Annotated in this window: 16 protein-coding genes, 1 tRNA gene, 1 other RNA gene and 1 pseudogene; 10 read left to right on the top strand and 9 right to left on the bottom strand. The window is 69.1% G+C overall.

The window, feature by feature from the left end:
* Positions 1-180 precede the first annotated feature (180 nt).
* From ACZ4Z1_RS10215 to ffs, 5 genes are all read right to left on the bottom strand, one after another.
* The gene (locus ACZ4Z1_RS10215; protein WP_468486117.1) at positions 181-846 is read right to left on the bottom strand and encodes a DUF5063 domain-containing protein; all 666 of its coding nucleotides are present in this window, start codon (positions 844-846) and stop codon (positions 181-183) included.
* Positions 839-1,438 carry a recombination mediator RecR gene (gene recR, locus ACZ4Z1_RS10210; RefSeq protein WP_003984655.1) on the bottom strand — a complete coding sequence of 200 codons (600 nt, stop codon included), beginning with the start codon at positions 1,436-1,438 and terminating at the stop codon, positions 839-841. The genes ACZ4Z1_RS10215 and recR overlap by 8 nt, the downstream gene beginning before the upstream one ends.
* Positions 1,439-1,604: 166 nt before the next feature.
* Positions 1,605-1,961, bottom strand: coding sequence for a YbaB/EbfC family nucleoid-associated protein (locus ACZ4Z1_RS10205; protein WP_106968753.1), 357 nt, complete (start codon positions 1,959-1,961; stop codon positions 1,605-1,607).
* A gap of 307 nt (positions 1,962-2,268) precedes the next feature.
* On the bottom strand, positions 2,269-4,974 hold the full coding sequence (locus ACZ4Z1_RS10200) for a DNA polymerase III subunit gamma and tau (protein WP_468486116.1): 2,706 nt from the start codon (positions 4,972-4,974) through the stop codon (positions 2,269-2,271).
* A gap of 52 nt (positions 4,975-5,026) precedes the next feature.
* Positions 5,027-5,125, bottom strand: an RNA gene (gene ffs / locus ACZ4Z1_RS10195) — signal recognition particle sRNA small type.
* 141 nt (positions 5,126-5,266) lie between these two features.
* Between ffs and ACZ4Z1_RS10190 the strand changes: the two genes are divergently transcribed.
* The 6 genes from ACZ4Z1_RS10190 (at position 5,267) to ACZ4Z1_RS10165 (ending at position 10,472) form a co-directional block, all read left to right on the top strand.
* Positions 5,267-5,354 (top strand) — tRNA-Ser (locus ACZ4Z1_RS10190).
* A 306-nt stretch (positions 5,355-5,660) separates the two neighbouring features.
* The gene (locus ACZ4Z1_RS10185; RefSeq protein WP_468486115.1) at positions 5,661-6,449 is read left to right on the top strand and encodes a GntR family transcriptional regulator; all 789 of its coding nucleotides are present in this window, start codon (positions 5,661-5,663) and stop codon (positions 6,447-6,449) included.
* Between the two features lie 2 nt (positions 6,450-6,451).
* Positions 6,452-7,210, top strand: a complete 759-nt coding sequence (locus ACZ4Z1_RS10180) for a glycosyltransferase family 2 protein (protein ID WP_468486114.1) — start codon at positions 6,452-6,454, stop codon at positions 7,208-7,210.
* A 651-nt stretch (positions 7,211-7,861) separates the two neighbouring features.
* Positions 7,862-8,545: a putative T7SS-secreted protein gene (locus tag ACZ4Z1_RS10175; RefSeq protein ID WP_468486113.1), complete on the top strand. Its 684-nt coding sequence runs from the start codon at positions 7,862-7,864 to the stop codon at positions 8,543-8,545.
* Positions 8,542-9,078, top strand: a complete 537-nt coding sequence (locus ACZ4Z1_RS10170; RefSeq protein WP_468486112.1) for a hypothetical protein — start codon at positions 8,542-8,544, stop codon at positions 9,076-9,078. The genes ACZ4Z1_RS10175 and ACZ4Z1_RS10170 overlap by 4 nt, the downstream gene beginning before the upstream one ends.
* A gap of 668 nt (positions 9,079-9,746) precedes the next feature.
* Positions 9,747-10,472, top strand: coding sequence for a hypothetical protein (locus ACZ4Z1_RS10165; RefSeq protein WP_468486111.1), 726 nt, complete (start codon positions 9,747-9,749; stop codon positions 10,470-10,472).
* Between the two features lie 67 nt (positions 10,473-10,539).
* Here ACZ4Z1_RS10165 and ACZ4Z1_RS10160 read toward each other — a convergent pair whose 3' ends face one another.
* Both ACZ4Z1_RS10160 and ACZ4Z1_RS10155 read right to left on the bottom strand, forming a co-directional pair.
* On the bottom strand, positions 10,540-11,463 hold the full coding sequence (locus tag ACZ4Z1_RS10160; protein WP_468486110.1) for an FkbM family methyltransferase: 924 nt from the start codon (positions 11,461-11,463) through the stop codon (positions 10,540-10,542).
* Between the two features lie 43 nt (positions 11,464-11,506).
* Positions 11,507-12,268: pseudogene (locus ACZ4Z1_RS10155) on the bottom strand (GntR family transcriptional regulator).
* 378 nt (positions 12,269-12,646) lie between these two features.
* On the opposite strand from ACZ4Z1_RS10155, the gene ACZ4Z1_RS10150 reads away from it, so the two are divergent.
* Both ACZ4Z1_RS10150 and ACZ4Z1_RS10145 read left to right on the top strand, forming a co-directional pair.
* Positions 12,647-12,775 carry a hypothetical protein gene (locus tag ACZ4Z1_RS10150; protein ID WP_468486109.1) on the top strand — a complete coding sequence of 43 codons (129 nt, stop codon included), beginning with the start codon at positions 12,647-12,649 and terminating at the stop codon, positions 12,773-12,775.
* Positions 12,776-12,818: 43 nt separating this feature from the next.
* A complete protein-coding gene (locus ACZ4Z1_RS10145; protein WP_468486312.1) occupies positions 12,819-12,959 on the top strand; it encodes a hypothetical protein in 141 nt (46 codons plus the stop codon).
* A 60-nt stretch (positions 12,960-13,019) separates the two neighbouring features.
* Here the strand turns inward: ACZ4Z1_RS10145 and ACZ4Z1_RS10140 are convergent, their stop codons facing one another.
* Positions 13,020-14,246 (bottom strand): amidohydrolase family protein, encoded by a 1,227-nt coding sequence (locus tag ACZ4Z1_RS10140; protein WP_468486108.1) that lies wholly within the window; start codon positions 14,244-14,246, stop codon positions 13,020-13,022.
* Positions 14,247-14,780: 534 nt separating this feature from the next.
* On the opposite strand from ACZ4Z1_RS10140, the gene ACZ4Z1_RS10135 reads away from it, so the two are divergent.
* On the top strand, positions 14,781-15,062 hold the full coding sequence (locus ACZ4Z1_RS10135; RefSeq protein ID WP_468486107.1) for a hypothetical protein: 282 nt from the start codon (positions 14,781-14,783) through the stop codon (positions 15,060-15,062).
* Positions 15,063-15,151: 89 nt separating this feature from the next.
* Positions 15,152-15,907, top strand: coding sequence for a DUF4232 domain-containing protein (locus ACZ4Z1_RS10130; protein ID WP_468486106.1), 756 nt, complete (start codon positions 15,152-15,154; stop codon positions 15,905-15,907).
* A 659-nt stretch (positions 15,908-16,566) separates the two neighbouring features.
* Here the strand turns inward: ACZ4Z1_RS10130 and ACZ4Z1_RS10125 are convergent.
* The gene (locus ACZ4Z1_RS10125) at positions 16,567-17,514 is read right to left on the bottom strand and encodes an alpha/beta hydrolase family protein (protein ID WP_468486105.1); all 948 of its coding nucleotides are present in this window, start codon (positions 17,512-17,514) and stop codon (positions 16,567-16,569) included.
* Positions 17,515-17,643 lie beyond the last annotated feature (129 nt).

Genomic DNA, 17,643 nt, shown 5'->3' with positions numbered 1-17,643 from the left:
ACATGCCCGCTTCTCACAAGGGCACACGGAAAGGTAACCCAGGTCACACCGGGGCCGACGGCTGTCCCGGTCGCCGTGGCGCCCGTACCCGGCCGGGGCCCATGGGGCGTGTACCCCACCGACGGCCGCCGTCGGACGCGTACCCGGCCATGCGGCCGTCTCACATCCCGTGCGGCCGTCTCACATCCCGCGCAGCCCCAGCGGCCCGGCGATCTCCGCCGCCATGACCTTGCCGGCCTCCTCGGCGAGCCGTTCCTCGTCGCCGTCCGCCGCGTCGCTGTCCGTGTCCAGACCGTCCAGCTCGTCCAGCGGCTGGTCCAGCCGTACGTGGGCGACCAGCGACTGCAGTGCGCGCAGCGCCGCGCTCGCCGTCGGCCCCCAGTTCGACAGGTACGAGAACTGCCACCACCACAGCGCCTCACTGACCCGGCCCGCGCGGTAGTGCGCCAGGCCGTGCCGCAGGTCCGTGACGATGTCCGCGAGGTCGTCGGAGATCCGGCACGGCACGGGCGCGCTGCGCGGTACGTACGGGTCGAAGACCTCGGAGTACACGTCCACCGGGTCCAGCAGCCGCGCGAAGCGCTCCCGCAGATCGTCGACGTCCGGTTCCGGGCCGACGTCGGGCTCGTACCGCTCGTCCGGCACGATGTCCTCGTGCGCCCCCAGCCGGCCGCCGGTCAGCAGCAGCTGGGAGACCTCCAGCAGCAGGAACGGCACAGCGCTGTCCGGCTCGTCGCCCTTGGCCACCTCGGTGACCGCGACGATGAAGCTCTCGATCGAGTCGGAGATCTGTACGGCGAAATCGTCCGGATTCCGCGTGGCGTCGTGCAACGTGGCATCAGACATCGAGAAGTCTCCTCCCTTCGAAGGCCCGCCCGAGCGTGACCTCGTCGGCATACTCCAGGTCGCCCCCGACGGGCAGTCCGCTGGCCAGCCGCGTCACCCGAAGGCCCATCGGCTTGACCATGCGCGCGAGGTACGTGGCCGTGGCCTCGCCCTCCAGATTCGGGTCGGTGGCCAGGATCAGCTCGGTGATCGTGCCGTCCGCGAGCCTGGCCAGGAGTTCCCGTATCCGCAGATCGTCGGGGCCCACGCCCTCGATCGGACTGATGGCCCCGCCGAGCACGTGGTAGCGGCCGCGGAACTCCCGCGTCCGCTCGATCGCCACGACGTCCTTGGGCTCCTCCACGACACAGATGACCGCCGGGTCGCGGCGCGGGTCCAGGCAGACCCGGCACTGCTCGTCCTGCGCGACGTTTCCGCACACGCTGCAGAACCGGACCTTCGCCTTGACCTCCATCAGCGCGTTCGCGAGCCGGCGGACGTCGGTCGGCTCGGCCTGAAGAATGTGGAAGGCGATCCGCTGCGCGCTCTTGGGACCGACGCCGGGCAGTCTGCCCAGCTCGTCGATCAGATCCTGGACCACGCCTTCATACACGGAACGTCTTCTCTCTCTTCTGCCGTGCTGCGTACGCTAGTTGGCTCCTCCCCGGAAAGGGAGACCCATTCCCCGGCGACTTCGGCCCCGGAACCCGCCGGAACGGTGGTTCCGGGGCCGGTGCCGATGCCGGTGCCGGTCTGTTGTTCTACCCGGCCCGAGCGGCTCAGAAAGGCAGGCCGGGAATGCCTCCGCCGCCCAGGCCCTGGGCGAGCGGGCCGAGCTTCTCCTGCTGGAGCTGCTGCGCGCTGGCGTTCGCGTCCCGTACGGCGGCCAGGACGAGGTCCGCCAGCGTCTCGGCGTTCTCCTCGGCGGTCCCCGCCTCGGGGTCCACCGCCTTGGGGTCGATGACCAGGCCCTGGAGCTCGCCGGAGCCGTTCACGGTCGCCTTGACCAGGCCGCCTCCCGCCGAGCCCTCGACGGGCGTCTCGGCCAGCTCCTGCTGGGCCGCCGCGAGATCCTGCTGCATCTTCTGGGCCTGCTGGAGCAGCTGCTGCATGTTGGGCTGACCACCGGGGATCACTACGTGACTCCTGCCGTACGACAACGATTGGTGCGGTAGCCCGAGCCTACGTGCTCGAACGGCGCGACGCCCTACGCCGTACGGAGGAGCACGGCTGTACACCCGGCCGACCGCCACCCGGTACCCGCCGGCCCCGCGATCACCCGGCACACGACCGCCCTCGACCAGCCGCCGGTACGGGCCCGTCGGCGGTCAGCTGCCGGGCGTCCGTTCCTCGACCAGCCGACGCGGATCCGTCCGCGACCAGGCGCCGGCACAGGCCCGCCCGCGATCAACCGATACGCCCCTCCTCGCCCCGTACGGACGATCAGTACTCGTTGTTGAACTCCTCGACCACCGTCGCGCCCAGCTCGCGGACGATCAGGTCGTGTCCGCTCAGCGCGGAGTCGACGAGGTCGGGGTCGTCCTCGGCCGGCATGTCGTCCTCGATCGACACCGGCGCGGGCTCCGGCTCCCGGTACGCGGACTCCGCGGCGCCACCGCCCGCGGGCCCGGAAGCCCCGGTCCCGGCCCCGTAAGAACCGCCGGAGCCGCCGGAGCCGCTGGAGCCGCCATGCCCGCCGGCACCGCCCTGGCCGCCACCGGAGCCGTAGCCACCACCGGACGCCGCGCCCGCCGGAGCCACCGCCTGCCGCGCCATCTGCGCGCCCTGGCTGCCGCCCGAGGCACCGCCACCCGCGTCATACCCGGAGCCGCTGCCCTGCGCGCCACCGGGCGCACCGCCCGGCCCGCCCTGGCCACCGCCCTGCGCCGCAGCCCCGGAGGGGCCGCCGCCGAAGCCGCCGCCACCGCCGGAACCGCCACCGCTGTTGCCCCCGAAACCACCGCCTTGAGGCGCGCCGCCTCCGGAACCGCCGGGCGGATTGGTCCCCCCGGACGGGTCGACGATCGCCTCGACCTTCCACTGCACGTTGAACTTCTCGGCCAGCGCCTGCCGCAGCACGTCCTCGCTGCCGCCGTTGGCGAAGCTGTCCCGGGCACCGGCGTTCGGGAAGCCGATCTGCAGCGTCGTGCCGTCGAACCCGGCGACCTGTGCGTTCTGGCTGAGCAGGATCCAGGTGAAGCGCCGCCGGCCCTTCACCGCCTCCAGGATCTCCGGCCACAGCTGCCGCACCTGCGCGGCCCCCTGGGCCATGTTCCCGCCGCCCTGCGCGGGCTGCGGGGCCTGCTGAGGCTGCTGCCCGTGCTGTACGGGTACGGACTGCCCGGCAGCGGACGGCGCGCCGCCACCGGGGCCGGTGTGACCACCAGGCCCCCCGGCCGCTCCCGGGCCACCCTGCCCCGGCGCCGCAGCCGTGGGCCACCCACCGGGCTGCCGCCCGGCCGCACCTCCGGCCGCCTGCTGACCGGGCCAGGCCCCGGGCTGCCGCTGCCCGGCCGCGCCCTGGCTCCCGCCCTGCCCGGGCCAGACCCCAGGCGCCGGCTGCTCAGCCCCCGAACCGGCACCCGCAGCACCGCTCGCCCCGGGGTTCGTGGCCCCCGGCCAGGCGCCGGGCGCAGCAGCAGCCGCAGCCTCCGCCCCCGCGGACTCCACCTGCGGACCACCAGAAGGCCCACCACCGGCAGCCCCACCGACCGCAGCCCCTGCACCGGCATCGGCCCCGGCACCAGCTCCAGCACCGGCCCCAGCTGCGCCACCGACACCGGCACCGGCACCGGCACCAGAACTGGAACTGGCTCCTCCCCCGCCACTCATCCCCCGCACCGCGGCGCGGGCGGCGGCGGGGCCGGCCGGTCCGGCGGGCGGGCCGTCCGGCGGCGCGACCGCGTGGGCGCCCGGCCCCGGCACGTACTCGACCTCGGGGCCGCCGACTCCCGTCGTCACCGCCCCGCCGAGGTGCAGCCCGGCCGTGCTCGCCCCGCGCTCCAGGCGGTCGAGGCGCGCCTGCACCGAACGCTCGTCGTCGTACGCGGCAGGCAGCAGCACGCGCGCACAGATCAGCTCCAACTGGAGCCGCGGCGAGGTCGCCCCCCGCATCTCCGTCAACCCGGCATTGACGAGGTCAGCGGCCCGCGCCAGCTCCGCCCCTCCGAACACCGACGCCTGGGCCTGCATCCGCTCCACGACGTCGGCAGGGGAATCGATCAGGCCCTTCTCCGCCGCGTCCGGCACCGCCGCCAGGATCACCAGGTCCCGCAGCCGCTCCAGCAGGTCGGCCACGAACCGCCGCGGGTCGTTGCCGCTCTCGATGACCTGGTCCACGACCTCGAAGGCCGCCGCCCCGTCCCCCGCGGCGAACGCCTCCACGATCGAGTCCAGCAGCGACCCGTCGGTGTACCCGAGCAGGGCCGTGGCCATGGCATATGTCACACCGGCGTCGCCCGCACCGGCGAGCAGCTGGTCCATCACCGACATCGAGTCACGCACGGACCCGGCCCCGGCCCGTACGACCAGCGGCAGCACCCCGTCCTCGACGGGAATGTCCTCCTGGCCGCACACCTCACCCAGGTAGTCACGCAGCGTCCCCGGCGGCACCAGCCGGAACGGATAGTGATGCGTACGCGACCGGATCGTCCCGATGACCTTCTCGGGCTCGGTCGTCGCGAAGATGAACTTCAGGTGCTCCGGCGGCTCCTCGACCACCTTGAGCAGCGCGTTGAAGCCGGCCGACGTGACCATGTGGGCCTCGTCGATGATGTAGATCTTGTACCGGCTGCCGGCCGGCCCGAAGAACGCCTTCTCACGCAGCTCACGCGCGTCGTCGACACCACCGTGCGAGGCGGCGTCGATCTCGATCACATCAATGCTCCCCCGCCCGTTCCGGGCGAGATCCACGCACGACTGGCACTCCCCGCACGGATCGGGAGTGGGACCTTTCTCACAGTTCAGGCAGCGCGCCAGGATCCGCGCACTGGTCGTCTTGCCGCAGCCACGCGGGCCACTGAACAGATACGCGTGGTTGACCCTGTTGTTCCGCAGGGCCTGCTGCAGCGGATCGGTCACGTGCTCTTGCCCGATGACCTGAGCAAAGGTCTCGGGGCGGTAGCGGCGGTACAGCGCGAGGGACGACACGCATACGACGATATCGGCCCGCACTGACAACCGGGCCGCCCCCGATCCCCGGAACGCAAACGCCCCCCACGCACCCGCCAGAGCTCACTTACCCTTGCTGCCTTCCGGCCCTGGGGGAGTTCGGTGAGATAGCGCCACGTGAGGGGCTGCGCCCAACCCTAGCGGATCCCCCGCCCCCCGCACGACCCCGCCCCACCTCAAGATCACTCCACCCCCCGTCCGCGATCACTCCCGACCCCCTCCGCCGGATCATGTTCGCGAGCACCCCTCAACGTCTTGTATTGTTTGCGGCGGAGGATTCGCCTAGTGGCCTAGGGCGCACGCTTGGAAAGCGTGTTGGGGGCAACCCCTCACGAGTTCGAATCTCGTATCCTCCGCCAGTGCCTCACCGGGCACTACGTCGAAGGCCCCTACCGTTCGCGGTGGGGGCCTTCGTCGCGTTCGGGCCCGGTTTCCGTCTCAGCCGACCGGCGGAACTTCTCCCCACGAGCGGCCGTATCCACCGATGCCGTCGCGCTCCGGACCGCCCCTGCCCCAGAGCACATCCCGACCTGATCGGCGACCCGCTTCAGCAGCGGCCCCGTGACGTCCAGGCACCGTGCACCCAGAGCCCAGCCCTGATGTCGCCAACTCCTCTTGAGGACTTATCCTGGAACCGTCCAGTGATCAGGGACGGTGAGCGCCTCATGGCCAAGAAGTACGAGCGGATCGCTGACGAACTGCGTCAGGACATCCGCGCAGGCCGGCTCAAGCCTGGAGAGCGCCTTCCGGCGGAGACCGCACTCGCGAAGCAGTTCGAGACCAGCGTGCCGACGATGCGCGACGCGTTGGGTGAGCTGCTGGCCGAGGGGCTGATCGACAAGCGGCACGGGGTCGGCAACTTCGTCCGCAAGCCCCCGCGGCGTGTGGAACGCACCAACGAGCGCCACCAGTGGGAGAAGGACCGGGCGCGTGCGGCACACGACGAGCGCCAGCAGACCGGCGCCACCGAGCACGACACCGGACTCACCGTCTCCGACCTCGTCTTCAAGGCCCAGTACCGCGAAACGAAGGCCGACGAGGATCTGGCCGCCGTCTTCTCCGTACCCGTAGGCACCCGGCTGCTTGAGCGTGTCTACCGCACTTACCCGCGCGACGGGGACGCGGCCTTCAGTCTCGTCTGCTCGCACCTCGTCCACGACGTGGTGGCGGCCAATCCGGACCTTCTCGATGAGGCCAACGAGCCGTGGCCGGGTGGCACCCAGAGCCAGCTGCACACCATCGGCATCGAGCTCGACCACATCGTCGATCGGATAACGGCCCGGCCTCCGACATCAGAGGAGGCCGAGGAGCTCGGCCTCCAGAAGGGCGTCTCCGTGATCGCGCTCCGCAAGATCTCCATCGACACCGAGGGGCGGGTGGTGGACGTCTCCGACGTGATCATGCCCGGCGACCGCACCGAGCTGGTGTTCACGACCCGTCTGGACCGGTGGTGACGATGGCGAACCTCATCACGGTGATCACAGCCGTCCACCCGCCGGCCGCCAAGTTCCTGGCCGACGCGTACAAGTCGCTGACCGAGCAGCAGTTGCCGGACGGCTGGGACTGGCAGTGGGTGATCCAGGAGGACGGCGAGACCGACGCCGTAACGCCCCACCTGCCCGACGACCCGCGGATCTCCTTCGGCCAGGGCCGGCAGGGACGCGCCGCCGTCGCACGCACCCTGGGCCTGTCCCGCGCCGAGGGCGAGTACGTCAAGGTGCTCGACGCCGACGACATGCTGACCCCGGGCGCCCTGACACGCGACCTCCAGGCCCTCACCACCGACTCCTCACTCGGCTGGGCCACCTCCCGCGTCCTGGATCTCCTCCCCGACGGCTCCACCGCCGGCTTCGACCAGGACCCGCCCGAAGGCCCGATCGAACGCGGCGCCGTCCTCCAGCACTGGAAGGCCCACAACTACCGCGCCCAGGTCCACCCGGCGACCCTCTTCATGCGCCGCGACCTGCTCCTGGCGCTCGGCGGCTGGATGGCCCTGCCGGCGAGCGAGGACACCGGCCTGCTGATGGCCCTGAGCGCGGTCAGCCGCGGGCACTTTTCCGCCGAGACGGGGCTGCTGTACCGCAAGTGGCCTGGGCAAGCGACGCACCAGGCGGCTCACGTCGATGAGGGGGAGCGGGAGGCGCGGTTCGCCGTGGTGGAAGCACGCGCCAGGGTCCTGGCGGCGATGAATGATTGGCGGTACGGGGCCGCGTAGTCACGACTTGAGAGCGGCTGTGGGGGCTCGGAGCTCCCCCTCCAGCCGCTCTTCGCCATCCAGCCCGCGGAGTCCGGATTGCGACACGACAATGCCAAGTCGCGGTGGCCGTTCAACGCTGCCCGGAACCAGGCTGGGTTGCTGCGCCATGGCCTCAGCCGCGCCACGACCTCCGTTAAGACGCGGTAATGGTTTTCCCTCCCCGCCGCACCGGGATCTTGTCGCTGTTAGGCTTTTCTGTCTGTATGGCAGATAGGCGCAGGAGAAAAGGGGAGGGCTCTCTTGCCGGGGACTTTTAAAGTCGATGTGCACGAACTTGGCTCCATCTCTCGAAAGCTCGACGAGAGCGTCACCGGGATGCGGACCGTGACGCGCAAGATGGACCAAGCCACCGCAGGACAGCTGGGACACGACTCCTTGGACTCCGCCTGCTCGGACTTTCAGTCGAAGTGGAGGTACGGAATCGGTCAGATCGCCGGGCTGGCGAACTCCATACGCGGATCAGTGGATGCCACTGCGGAATCGTACCGGGCCTGCGAGACGGGTATACAGCAAGCGTTCGCCAAGGGCCTTGAGGGAACTCCCCCCAGTTCCTCGTCGCCGCATTCGGCATCCGGTGCCACGTCCCGAGTCTTCGGGTAGGGAGGGCTCATGAGCGGCGGCGGGAAGATACCTTCCGAGGCTGCGGGCTTCCCGGGCCTCGGCTTCGATCCGACCCCCGGAAGCCTCTCGGCGGTGCGTGCACTCACGGATCAGTCGTTCGAGGCACACAGAAACCTGAGCTCGGTCTGGCAGACCCTGAACTCCATAACAGGTGGCGGAGATGCGTGGAAGGGAGTTGCCGCAGACGCGTTCTCCGCGCAGGTGAAGGAACTGCCGAAGCTGGTCGACTCTGCGACGCAAAGCTTCTACGACTGCGGTTTCCAGCTGAATGAGTGGTCCGCGAAACTGAGCAGCATGAAGTCTCGGTCGGCAGACCTGGAGGCTCGCGCGGTAACCGCCCGTTCTCGTGTGCGGGATGCGGAGGGGAATCCGAACCTGGGACTGGCGGGGCAGACATTCGACACCGATGAAGAGCTGCACAGTGCCGAGCAGCGGTTGAACCGGGCAGTGAAAGAGCTTGATGCGGCCAGGAACGCCCTCAACACTCTCATCGAGGACGCGAAACGCCTCAAGCATCAGCATGACGAGGCAGCGGAGAAGATCGCAAAGGCTGTACGCAAAGCCGCGGAAGAAGCCCCTGACGAACCAGGGTTGCTGGATCGAATCGGTGACGCCATCAAGTCACTGGCCGAGGCTAATTCCCTCCTGGCGCATCAAGCCTGGGATTGGTGAAGAACCACGCCAATGCCATTGCTGCTGTCGGTGATGTCCTGTCCACGGTCAGCGCCATACTCGGTGCTGCCGGAGTGGGCATCGCTGCTCTCGGCCTCGTCTTCCCTCCCTCTGAGATTGTTCTCGGACCGCTGGCCGCAGGACTGGAGGTCACATCGTCCGGCTTCGCGGCAGGGGCGCTCGTGTTCCACGGCACTGCTCGTATGGCGGGCGGCGAGGACGTCGTGTCGAACCGGACGCTGGCGCAGGACGCGCTGGGCACGGTCCCGTTCGGTGGCGCCGTTCGCGTCGGAGGAAAGCTGGGCACCGCGATCTTCAAGAGCCGTGCGGCGGACGCGGCCTCGAACTTCGGACTGGTCGACTCCTGGGCCGGGCTGTTCGGGGACCCGTCCGTGTTCGAGAACTTCAAGCCGACGGACCGCCGTCAGGCCGTAGAGATGGGAATTCCCGGTGCCGGCCCCCTTCTGGTTGCTGTGGAGAACGCGTGGAAGAAGGGCGGCGCGAAAGACCAGGACACCGCTGACGGCGGGTGAGGGTAGAGCATGAAGGATGAGGCGGCGGTAGCAGCACGATTCGACGGACGCCCGACTGTCGAAGTCGTCTTCACCGGGTTCGGTGCGATGCGTGCCGACCGGATTACCTCGATCGGCGCGGAGTTGGGCTATGCGCTCAGTGCGGATGAACCTTACGGACGAGGGCAGCGCCGTTTGCTCTTCACTCGCGATGACAGTCCGGGGGCCCGGCAATGTTCCCAGGCGGCTCTGGCGCGCGTGCAGACGGCCGGCTCGTGGAGCGCCGCCGCTCAGCCATGGCCAGAAGCCACCCCCGACGAACCGTCGGCCACCGCCCCGCCGCTGATCCACCCGGAGCGCGCTGCGCGTGCGCAGAGGCAGGTCAAAGCCTGTGAAGGGTGGCACCCGCCTCAGCTGATCAGCGTGTGCTGCGTCTTCGCCGCCGGATTCTTCGCGCTGGCGTGGGCCGTACGTGAGACCGTGCCGGCCACAGTGGGCTCTTGCCTCGTCGGCCTTCTGTGCCTGGCCGGGGCAGCCCTCGGGCCGCGGTACACGAGGCGCTGGCGGCAAAAGAACGTGCGGCTGCTTGAGCGTTTCCGCCGTCAGCAGGCAGCCCGGTTCCCCGTCCCGCCTCCTTCCCCTCCTCCCTCTCCTGCGGGGCCGCACCATGACCAGATGGGAAGCTAGAGTTGGAATTCATCGCACCTGCGGGCTTCACGGAAATTCCCATAGGGATGACCGTCGAAGAAGCGCGCCAGGAACTCATCACGCGCGTGTCACGGGAAGCTCTCGAATCGCGTCCCGTAGCCTACGAGAACCTTGTGGGTAACCTGCAGAAAGTGTCGCAGGCACTCGAAGAATCCGGGACGCTGTACGCCGGAACCTGCCTGCGCTCCTATGAAGGCGAACTGTCCCTTGGCACCTTGCTCGTCACGGTGACGCCCTTCGCCTTCGGGGATGCGGCAGTCGCGACGGACGGCATGGTGCGCGCCCTGATCGCCGCGCGGGGAGATTCCTGGGCAGGAACGGTGCTCGATACCCCGGTCGGGCCAGCAGCGGTGCTGACTGGCGTGAACGGCTTCCACATCCCCGCTGAGACCTCCGCATCGGGGGAAGAGCTGAACCTGCCGATGGCAGAAATGCAGGTGTACCTTCCGGTGCCGGCGGGGGTGGAGGGTCAGGAGCAGTGTCTCGTTTCCTTCAACCTCACGACGCCGTGCGAGGGCCATTGGGACGCGTACTGTTCCGACATCGTGGCACTGCTGAACAGCGTGACGTTCGACGAGCCGGACCACACGTTGCCTCAGGGAAGCCCTCAGCCCGCCTCGCCGAGTTCGCCTGTGTCCTCCCCAGCACAGTCCACGGCCGGCGAAACGCACGCCGATGGCAGGACACCCGCGACGCCCTTCGGCTGAGACCTTGGTGGAGTCGAGCTGGTGAAGTGGCGGTGTACCGGCGCGATGACTGCACCGCCCCTCGAAACTATGGCAAGTATTCGGCGTCGACGCGGGAGAAGAGCAGCTCGCTCTCCTCGGTGATCGGCTGCCGCCACCGGACCGGCACCTCTGATTCGCGTCGCAAGGCTGCCGGGTAACGGCTGGCGGTGTAGTCGTTCTGGAGGCGGTACGTGTGGAAACCGTGGACTCGGAGAGCTTCCAGCAACTCAATGGCTGAATCCCCCAGTTCGTGCATCCGCTGCGGCGTCACCTCGATGGCCAGCTCCACGTCGGGTCGTAGCTGGTCGATCAGCGGGACCAGTCCCCGTACGACGGAGCCTTCAGCCCCCTCCACATCGACCTTGATCACCCGCGCGCTCGCGATCTCACCGGGGCTGAGGACGTCCGACAGCGGCTGAGCTGCTACCTCGAAGGTGGACTCGGCCTCACCCGCATACGGCACGATGCTGTTGGCCCCCATGTTGTGCGAGCTCGCGAGGACGAAGGTGAGCATCTCCTCCCGGTCCGAGATCGCGGCGTTCACCGCACGAACGTTTCCGCATCCATTGATCGCCGCCTGCTTGCGCAGAACGCGGTGGAAGTCAGGGGACGCCTCCAGAGCAACCACAGCCCCCTCCTCCCCAACCAACCGCGAGGCGAGCAGGCTGTAGTAGCCGATGTTCGCGCCCACATCCACGAAGACGTCGCCAGGCCGGAGCCGACGCTCCAGCCATCGCGTCAGGTGCGGCTCCCACACCCCGAAGAGGTAGATGTACCGCTGGATCAGGTCCTGGGTATCGGTGACGAACGTCGCGCCGAAGCGCGTACGGGCCCGGCGGATGCGCGGATGGTCGCGTAGACCGGCGTTCAGATAGGACTCCACGATGCCGGCCTTGCCGAGCGTGCCGGGGGCGTAGCGCACGTACCAGCGGGAGAGGTCGAGTTTGAACTGCGTGAGGAGAGAAGTCACCTGAGTCCCCGAAGAAGTTGAGCCGGCAGCCGTGTGGATCACCCTACGTACGTCGCTCGATGGGGACCTCGTAAACGATCTCGCAGTACGCGTCCGGGACGACGATGTCCGCCGTCTCGACCGGCCGGCCGTCCTCCGAGGTGTACGTACGCCGGATGTGCGTCACCAGCGCACTCTTCTGGATGCCGAGAAGGTTCGCCTCCGCGGCGGTGGCCCGCCGGGGCTCCGGCTGCTCGACGGCGTGAGTGATCGCGACACCGATGGCGGCCATCCGCTCGATGACACCTCGGCCGGCGTACGGCCCGCCCTCGGGCAGCACCACGATCGTGCCCTCGGTGATGCTGTACGGCTCCCAGCTCGTCGACAGCTGAATCGGCTTGCCGTCGGCGAGGAACTCGTATGCCGTACGGACGCACAGATCTCCCTCGGCGATGCCGAGGCGCGACGCGATCTCGAGCGGGGCGGGCACCTTCGCCTCGGTGCTGTGCTCCCACGTACCGTGCTTCCCGGGCCCCGCCACATCGGCGCGGAACGGCGACCCGTCGCGCTGCTCCCGCGACGAGGACCGGACCATGCGCAACCGCTGTCGCGGCTCCGCGACGTAAGTGCCGGATCCGGCGCGGCCTTCCAGCAGGCCCTGCGCGATGAGCAGTTCCTGCGCGCGGCGGATGACGTTGTCTCCCACCCCCTACTCGCAGGCGAGCTGCGCGCGCGACGGCAGCCGGTCACCGGGCGACCAGTCGCCGTTGGCGATGCTCTGCCGGAGCCGGTCGGCGACGGCGAGGTACGGAGGCTGCTCAGGCATGCAGGAAATCTAGTTCACTAGCTCTGTCCAAGTTAACCAGCCTCACAGTGGGTGATCAATCCACAACGGAAGACCCGCCGTGCCTGCACCTGCATTCCGAACGCAGGACATCGCGGCACGGCCCACCGCTGCCGGCTACGAAACGCCTCGGACGCACGTACAGGTCGAGACACGGCTGCTTGAGTTCGCCTACCGCGGCCGGTGCCCGAAGGAGGAAGCCCCGTAAAGCATCGTGCGCTCCTATCTGCTGTACGCGATGGTCGCCCCGCCGCAGGCGTCGAAGTAGGACCACTTGGTAGCGCAGTGCCCTTTCCCGCTCTCCGCGCCCCATGGTGCGTCCTGGCCCGGAGAGTCGAGCAACCACCTTGTTGTCAGTTCGTGGAGGTCGGCACGGCTGCGATCGCCGTGATCGGCGAACGCGAACTGGTCGGCGATGTACAGCGAAAACGCGATCAGGCAGCGCGCCTCGACTTCCCCCTCATCGGCGCAGAAAGCGCGGAACAGTGAACGCAGGCGAGGCGAGCGGGTGCCCGCCCCGTTCGGCTGGGCCATGACCGCCTGGGGCGTGGTCCTGGTCGCCTTGCTTCCTGCTTCGCCGGCTTGGGTTCTACTGCTGGTCGGAGTGCTGCTCGTACCGGCCGTGCGCGGCCCCGGCCCGGGAAACTCCGAAGACCGTCAGAACAGGCCCTAACCCCGACCGGCCCCGACGAGCCATTCCCGGGCATGACTGGGAGAGCTACGCCGACGCCGCTCAAAGGTCGAGGCCGAGCATGCGAATCGCGTTCCCGCGGAGAATTTTGTAAGCCACGTCCGTCGGCATCCCGGCGACGTGCTCCGCGGCCACCTTTTTGGTGTGCGGCCACGTCGAATCGACATGCGGGTAGTCGGTCTCGAAGGTGGCATTGTCGACACCGACCGTTTCGATCGACGCGACGCCGTGCTTGTCGCGGAAGAAGCAGCAGAAGATCTGCCGGTAGTAGTACGTCGAGGGCGGCTCTGGGATCAGGTCGCGTACGCCGCCCCAGGCGCGATGTTCCTCCCACACGTCGTCCGCGCGCTCCAGGGCGTACGGGATCCAACCCATCTGCCCTTCCGCGTACGCCAGCTTCAGCCGAGGGAACTTCACCAGGACGCCGCTGAAGAGGAAGTCCATCATCGACGCCATGGCGTTGTTGAAGGACAGCGAGGCTTGCACGGCCGGGGGAGCGTCCGGCGAGGCGGCCGGCATCTGCGACGACGAGCCGATGTGCATGCACACCACCGTTCCCGTCGCCTCGCACTCTGCGAAGAATGGGTCCCAGTAACCCGAGTGGATGCTGGGCAGCCCCAGGTAGGTGGGGATCTCGCTGAAGGTCACGGCGCGTACCCCCCGGGCAGCGTTTCGCCGAATCTCCCGCACCGCCAGATCGACGTCCCACAAAGGGATCAGACAGAGGGGAATCAGCCGTCCTCCGCTGTCCCCGCACCACTCCTCCACCATCCAGTCGTTGTAGGCGCGGACGCACGCCAGGCCGACTTCCTTGTCCTGGGCCTCGGCGAAGGTCTGCCCGCAGAACCGGGGGAAGGTGGGGAAGCACAGCGACGCCTCGACGTGGTTGAGATCCATGTCCGCGAGGCGCGCCTTCGGGTCCCAGCAGCCGCGCCGCATCTGCTCCCGGGTGATGCCGTCGAGCGTCATCTCGTCCCGGGAGAAGCCGACGGCGGCGATGATCCGCTTGTACGGGAAGAGATCTCCCTCGTACCGCCACCAGTCCGTCAGCTGGCCGGCCGGATCCGTCGTGAACTTGTACTTGCCGCCGACGTACGCCAGCTCGCCGATACCGGCGGTGAACGGCTTCGGCCCGAGCTCGCGGTACTTGGCGGGTAGCCAGGTCTCGAAGAGGTGCGCCGGTTCGATCACGTGGTCGTCCACGCTGATCACGCGGGGGATGTCGGTGGTGTCGGTGACACCGTTCGTGCCGTTCGTCTGGCCAGTCATGAGGCCCCTCTCAGCGGTCGCCGCGCGAGCGGCTTACCTGACGACCCGTCAGGTCGAGGGTATAGACGGCCCTCGCAGGCAACAAGCCGTCGTTGGCGCCACCTTCTCGGCGTGGATCAGCGCTCAGCGCCACTGTGTGGACGTCCGGCGCTCCGAGGTGGGCACAGCCGGCCGAATAGCGAAATCGCGAAGAAGAGTGGCAGAACTGTCGCCGACCGTGCCGCCCCGTACCGCTCACTTCGTCAAGCCACTCCTTCAACCGGCTGCTCCCCAGCCAGGGCTGCCCCTGCGCGTCGGCGCTACCCTGCACCTCCAAGCCGCGAGCTCCGCACCGATCAGCCGCCGACCCACCAGCCATGCTCTGGTACTACGCGGTGAAGACGTCGCCCTCACCCACCCATACCTGGTCGCGTACGAGCAGCTGGAAGAAGAACGACTCCAGCGGCAACGTCATAGGACAGCGGTGTTACGCGCCGACCGACGGGACCCCCGGCCGCGTCTCGGGTCTCGGGTCTCGCGGACAGTGTGGAGGAGGTGGAACTCAACATCGTAGAAGAGCTCCTCGGCCACGCAGCCCGGCTGCTGGACGACCCCAACGCGTCGTCGGGCGAGCTCCGCTTCCTAGCCCACCGGCTGCGCGAAGCACTGATCGATGCGCTACGGGTCGCAGACAGCCGCGGCGAACACGTCCCCGAGCAGGACGATGACGACGACGCCGACGACGACCTGAGAGCTTCCCCGCAGCCGGCAGGGGAGCCAGCATGGGGTCGACCTACCGCTTCACCCCTGCTCGTGCCCGAATTAGCTGGACGTTAGCGGCGCGGCAGCCTGGCGGTAGTGGCGCCGGTGAGAGTGGGTGTCGTACGGAGGAGAGACCGATACCTACTTCCCCGGGGGGACCCGAAATGAGCGCCAGCACCTCTGCCCGCACCACTCGTCGCCGCACCCTGCGCGTTGCCGCCGCGGCCCTGACCGCAGCCGCCGCGTTGTCCCTGACCGCCTGCTCCGGCTCGGATGCCGCCGTCTCCAAGCCCGAAGGCCAGTCGGGGACGAGCGGTGCCGCCGAGGCCGGCGGGGCGGGCTCCGCCGAGTCCAGTGGCGCGGGGTCCTCTGCCGGAGCGCAGGGCGCCGATGCCCAGCCGGACAACGCCAAGCCGGGCTCCAGCAACGGCACCTCGCCCCGGGCCGGCTCCGGCGGCGGCGCTCCGTCCCGGGCCGGCTCCGGGAACGGTGCGGCGAAGGGCGGGGGGAAGAGCAAGTTCTGTCGCACGAGCGAGTTGGCCATGAAGGCTGTGGACAGCTCGCCCGACCAGGAGACCGGTGACGTCACCGTCCGGATGACGAACAAGGGCGCGCGGGCATGCTCGGTGACGGGCTTCGCAGGCGTCGACTTGAAGGACGCCGACGGCACCTCCGCCCCTGTCCACCGCGGCAGTGAGCAGCCCCGCATCACCGACCTGAAGCCCGGTGACACCGCCACCTTCAGCATCTCGTACACGGTCGACTCCAGTGGCGACAGCCCTTCGTCCCCGACCAACATCATCGTGACGCCGCCGAACGAGACCCACAGCGTGTCCCTGAAGTGGCCCGCGGACGCGCTGAAGCTGGCCGGCCCGTACGACGAGAAGATCCAGGTCCACCCGGTCGGCATCGCCAGCTGACCACCGCGCAGTCCGCGGCACGGTCTCTTCCAGCCCTGCAAGAAAGCCGGAAGCCCCCGGCGTGGTGCCGGGGGCGGTGGTGGTCGTTCGCGTGGCACGGGTTCGGTGACTCCGTGCCCCTGCGAGGACAACGCCCGTGTGGGTGAGTCATGGGCCGAACGGCTGCGGTGGGTCAGGATCTGCGAGGGCGGTCGTCGGTCGTGGCCGTACCCGGTTGGGCGGTCATGCTGGAGGTCGGCCGCTCCCAGGAGCCCATCTCGTGGTCCGCTACCTGGGCCGCGGGCCTCCAGCTGGAGGTCGGGAAGGGCTTGAATGTTGTGGAGCCCTCCGAGTCCTCCGAGTCCTCCGACGGTGCCAACTTGTGATGTGCGGAGCTGCTGTTCTGGTCCCGCTGCCCTGGTCCCGCGTACGCCCGTACGGAATGGCCACCCTCGGCATGAATGCCCGCCTCAACCTTGCCGCGGTAAGCCTTCCGGGCCCCGAGTACCGGCGGGCGCCGTCGGCCCGTAGACATCGGGGCGTGCGTGGGCGTGGTCGGCCAGGTCGGTCCCCGCGAAGTACCGCGTGCTCCTGCCCTCGTGTGCGAGACGCCTTCGCCGGACGGCTGACGCCGTGCCAAGGGCTGCGACCGCCCCGGAGGTGGTCCGCTTCTCGGGGCTTCACTTGGATTCGATCCGCCCCAGGGGGGCGACGCTGTCCGACAGGGCCTTCTGCGCTGCCGTCCAGCCGGCGTCCTCGATGCCGAGTGCGTGGCGGAGGTAGGCCCAGGTGACCCGTTGGATCAGGGCCACGCGCTCGGGGTTCTCGTCCGTCGTCTCCCGGACTCCGTAGCCGGCGATTCCGCCGAGGGAGTGCTCCGCCCCGAACAGCGTGAGCAGGCTCTTGCGCCCCGGGCTCAGGTGGTACGGGTCGGCGAGCCACTCCGGCCCTCTGACGGACAGCGGCAGCTCGTCCTCGTCCCCCGCGACCACGAGGGTCGGTGTCGTCATGTGCGCGAAGTCCGGTCCCTTCAGCCACGGGAGGTTCTCGGCCGCGAAGGGCGTCAGGTCGACTCCGCCCCGGCCGGCCGTAGCGAGCAGCACGCCCGCCTTGATCCGCGAGTCGGACAGGTCTTCCGCCTTCTGGCTCACCGGGTCCAGGACGCGCAGGCCCAGCAGGTTGCCCGCCGTCTGGCCGCCGAAGGAGTGGCCGGCCGCGGCGATGCGGCTTCGGTCCAGGCGCCCGCTGAGGCCGGGAACGGCGTCCTCCAGCAGGTCGAGCTGGTCAAGGATGTGCTGCATGTCCTGGACGCGGATGCGCCAGAGCCGCGGTGTGCGGGGGTCGTCCTGGGAAAGGCCCACGGTCCTGGAGTCGAGATGGGTGGGCTGAATCACCACGAAACCGTGAGCGGCCCAGAAGTCGGTCAGGGGACCGTAGCCGTTCAACGACGACCCGAACCCGTGCGAGAAGACGATGACCGGCAGTTGGCTGCCGGTTGCCGGCGCGGAAATCCTCACCTGAAGGCCTTCGCCACGGCCCGGTGCCTCCAGCACCACCGGCTTCACCGAGACGATGGGGGCGGAGGCGGTGACGGCCACGTCCGTGGCCGCCGCGTCTGATGCCGTCATGGGCAGATCTTCCTTCGCATTTCCGGTGGGAAACCGTCGAACAGGCTGGTCACGGTCGTGCCCTCCGCCTCGGCGGAGGAGTGGGCCGTCGCGAGATACGCTAAAACCTGACATTGACGTCAGAGGCAA

Source organism: Streptomyces sp. NPDC030165 (genome assembly GCF_055573595.1).
The sequence above is the reverse complement of the archived record's forward strand: the minus strand, read 5'-3'. Positions and strand labels throughout refer to the sequence as shown.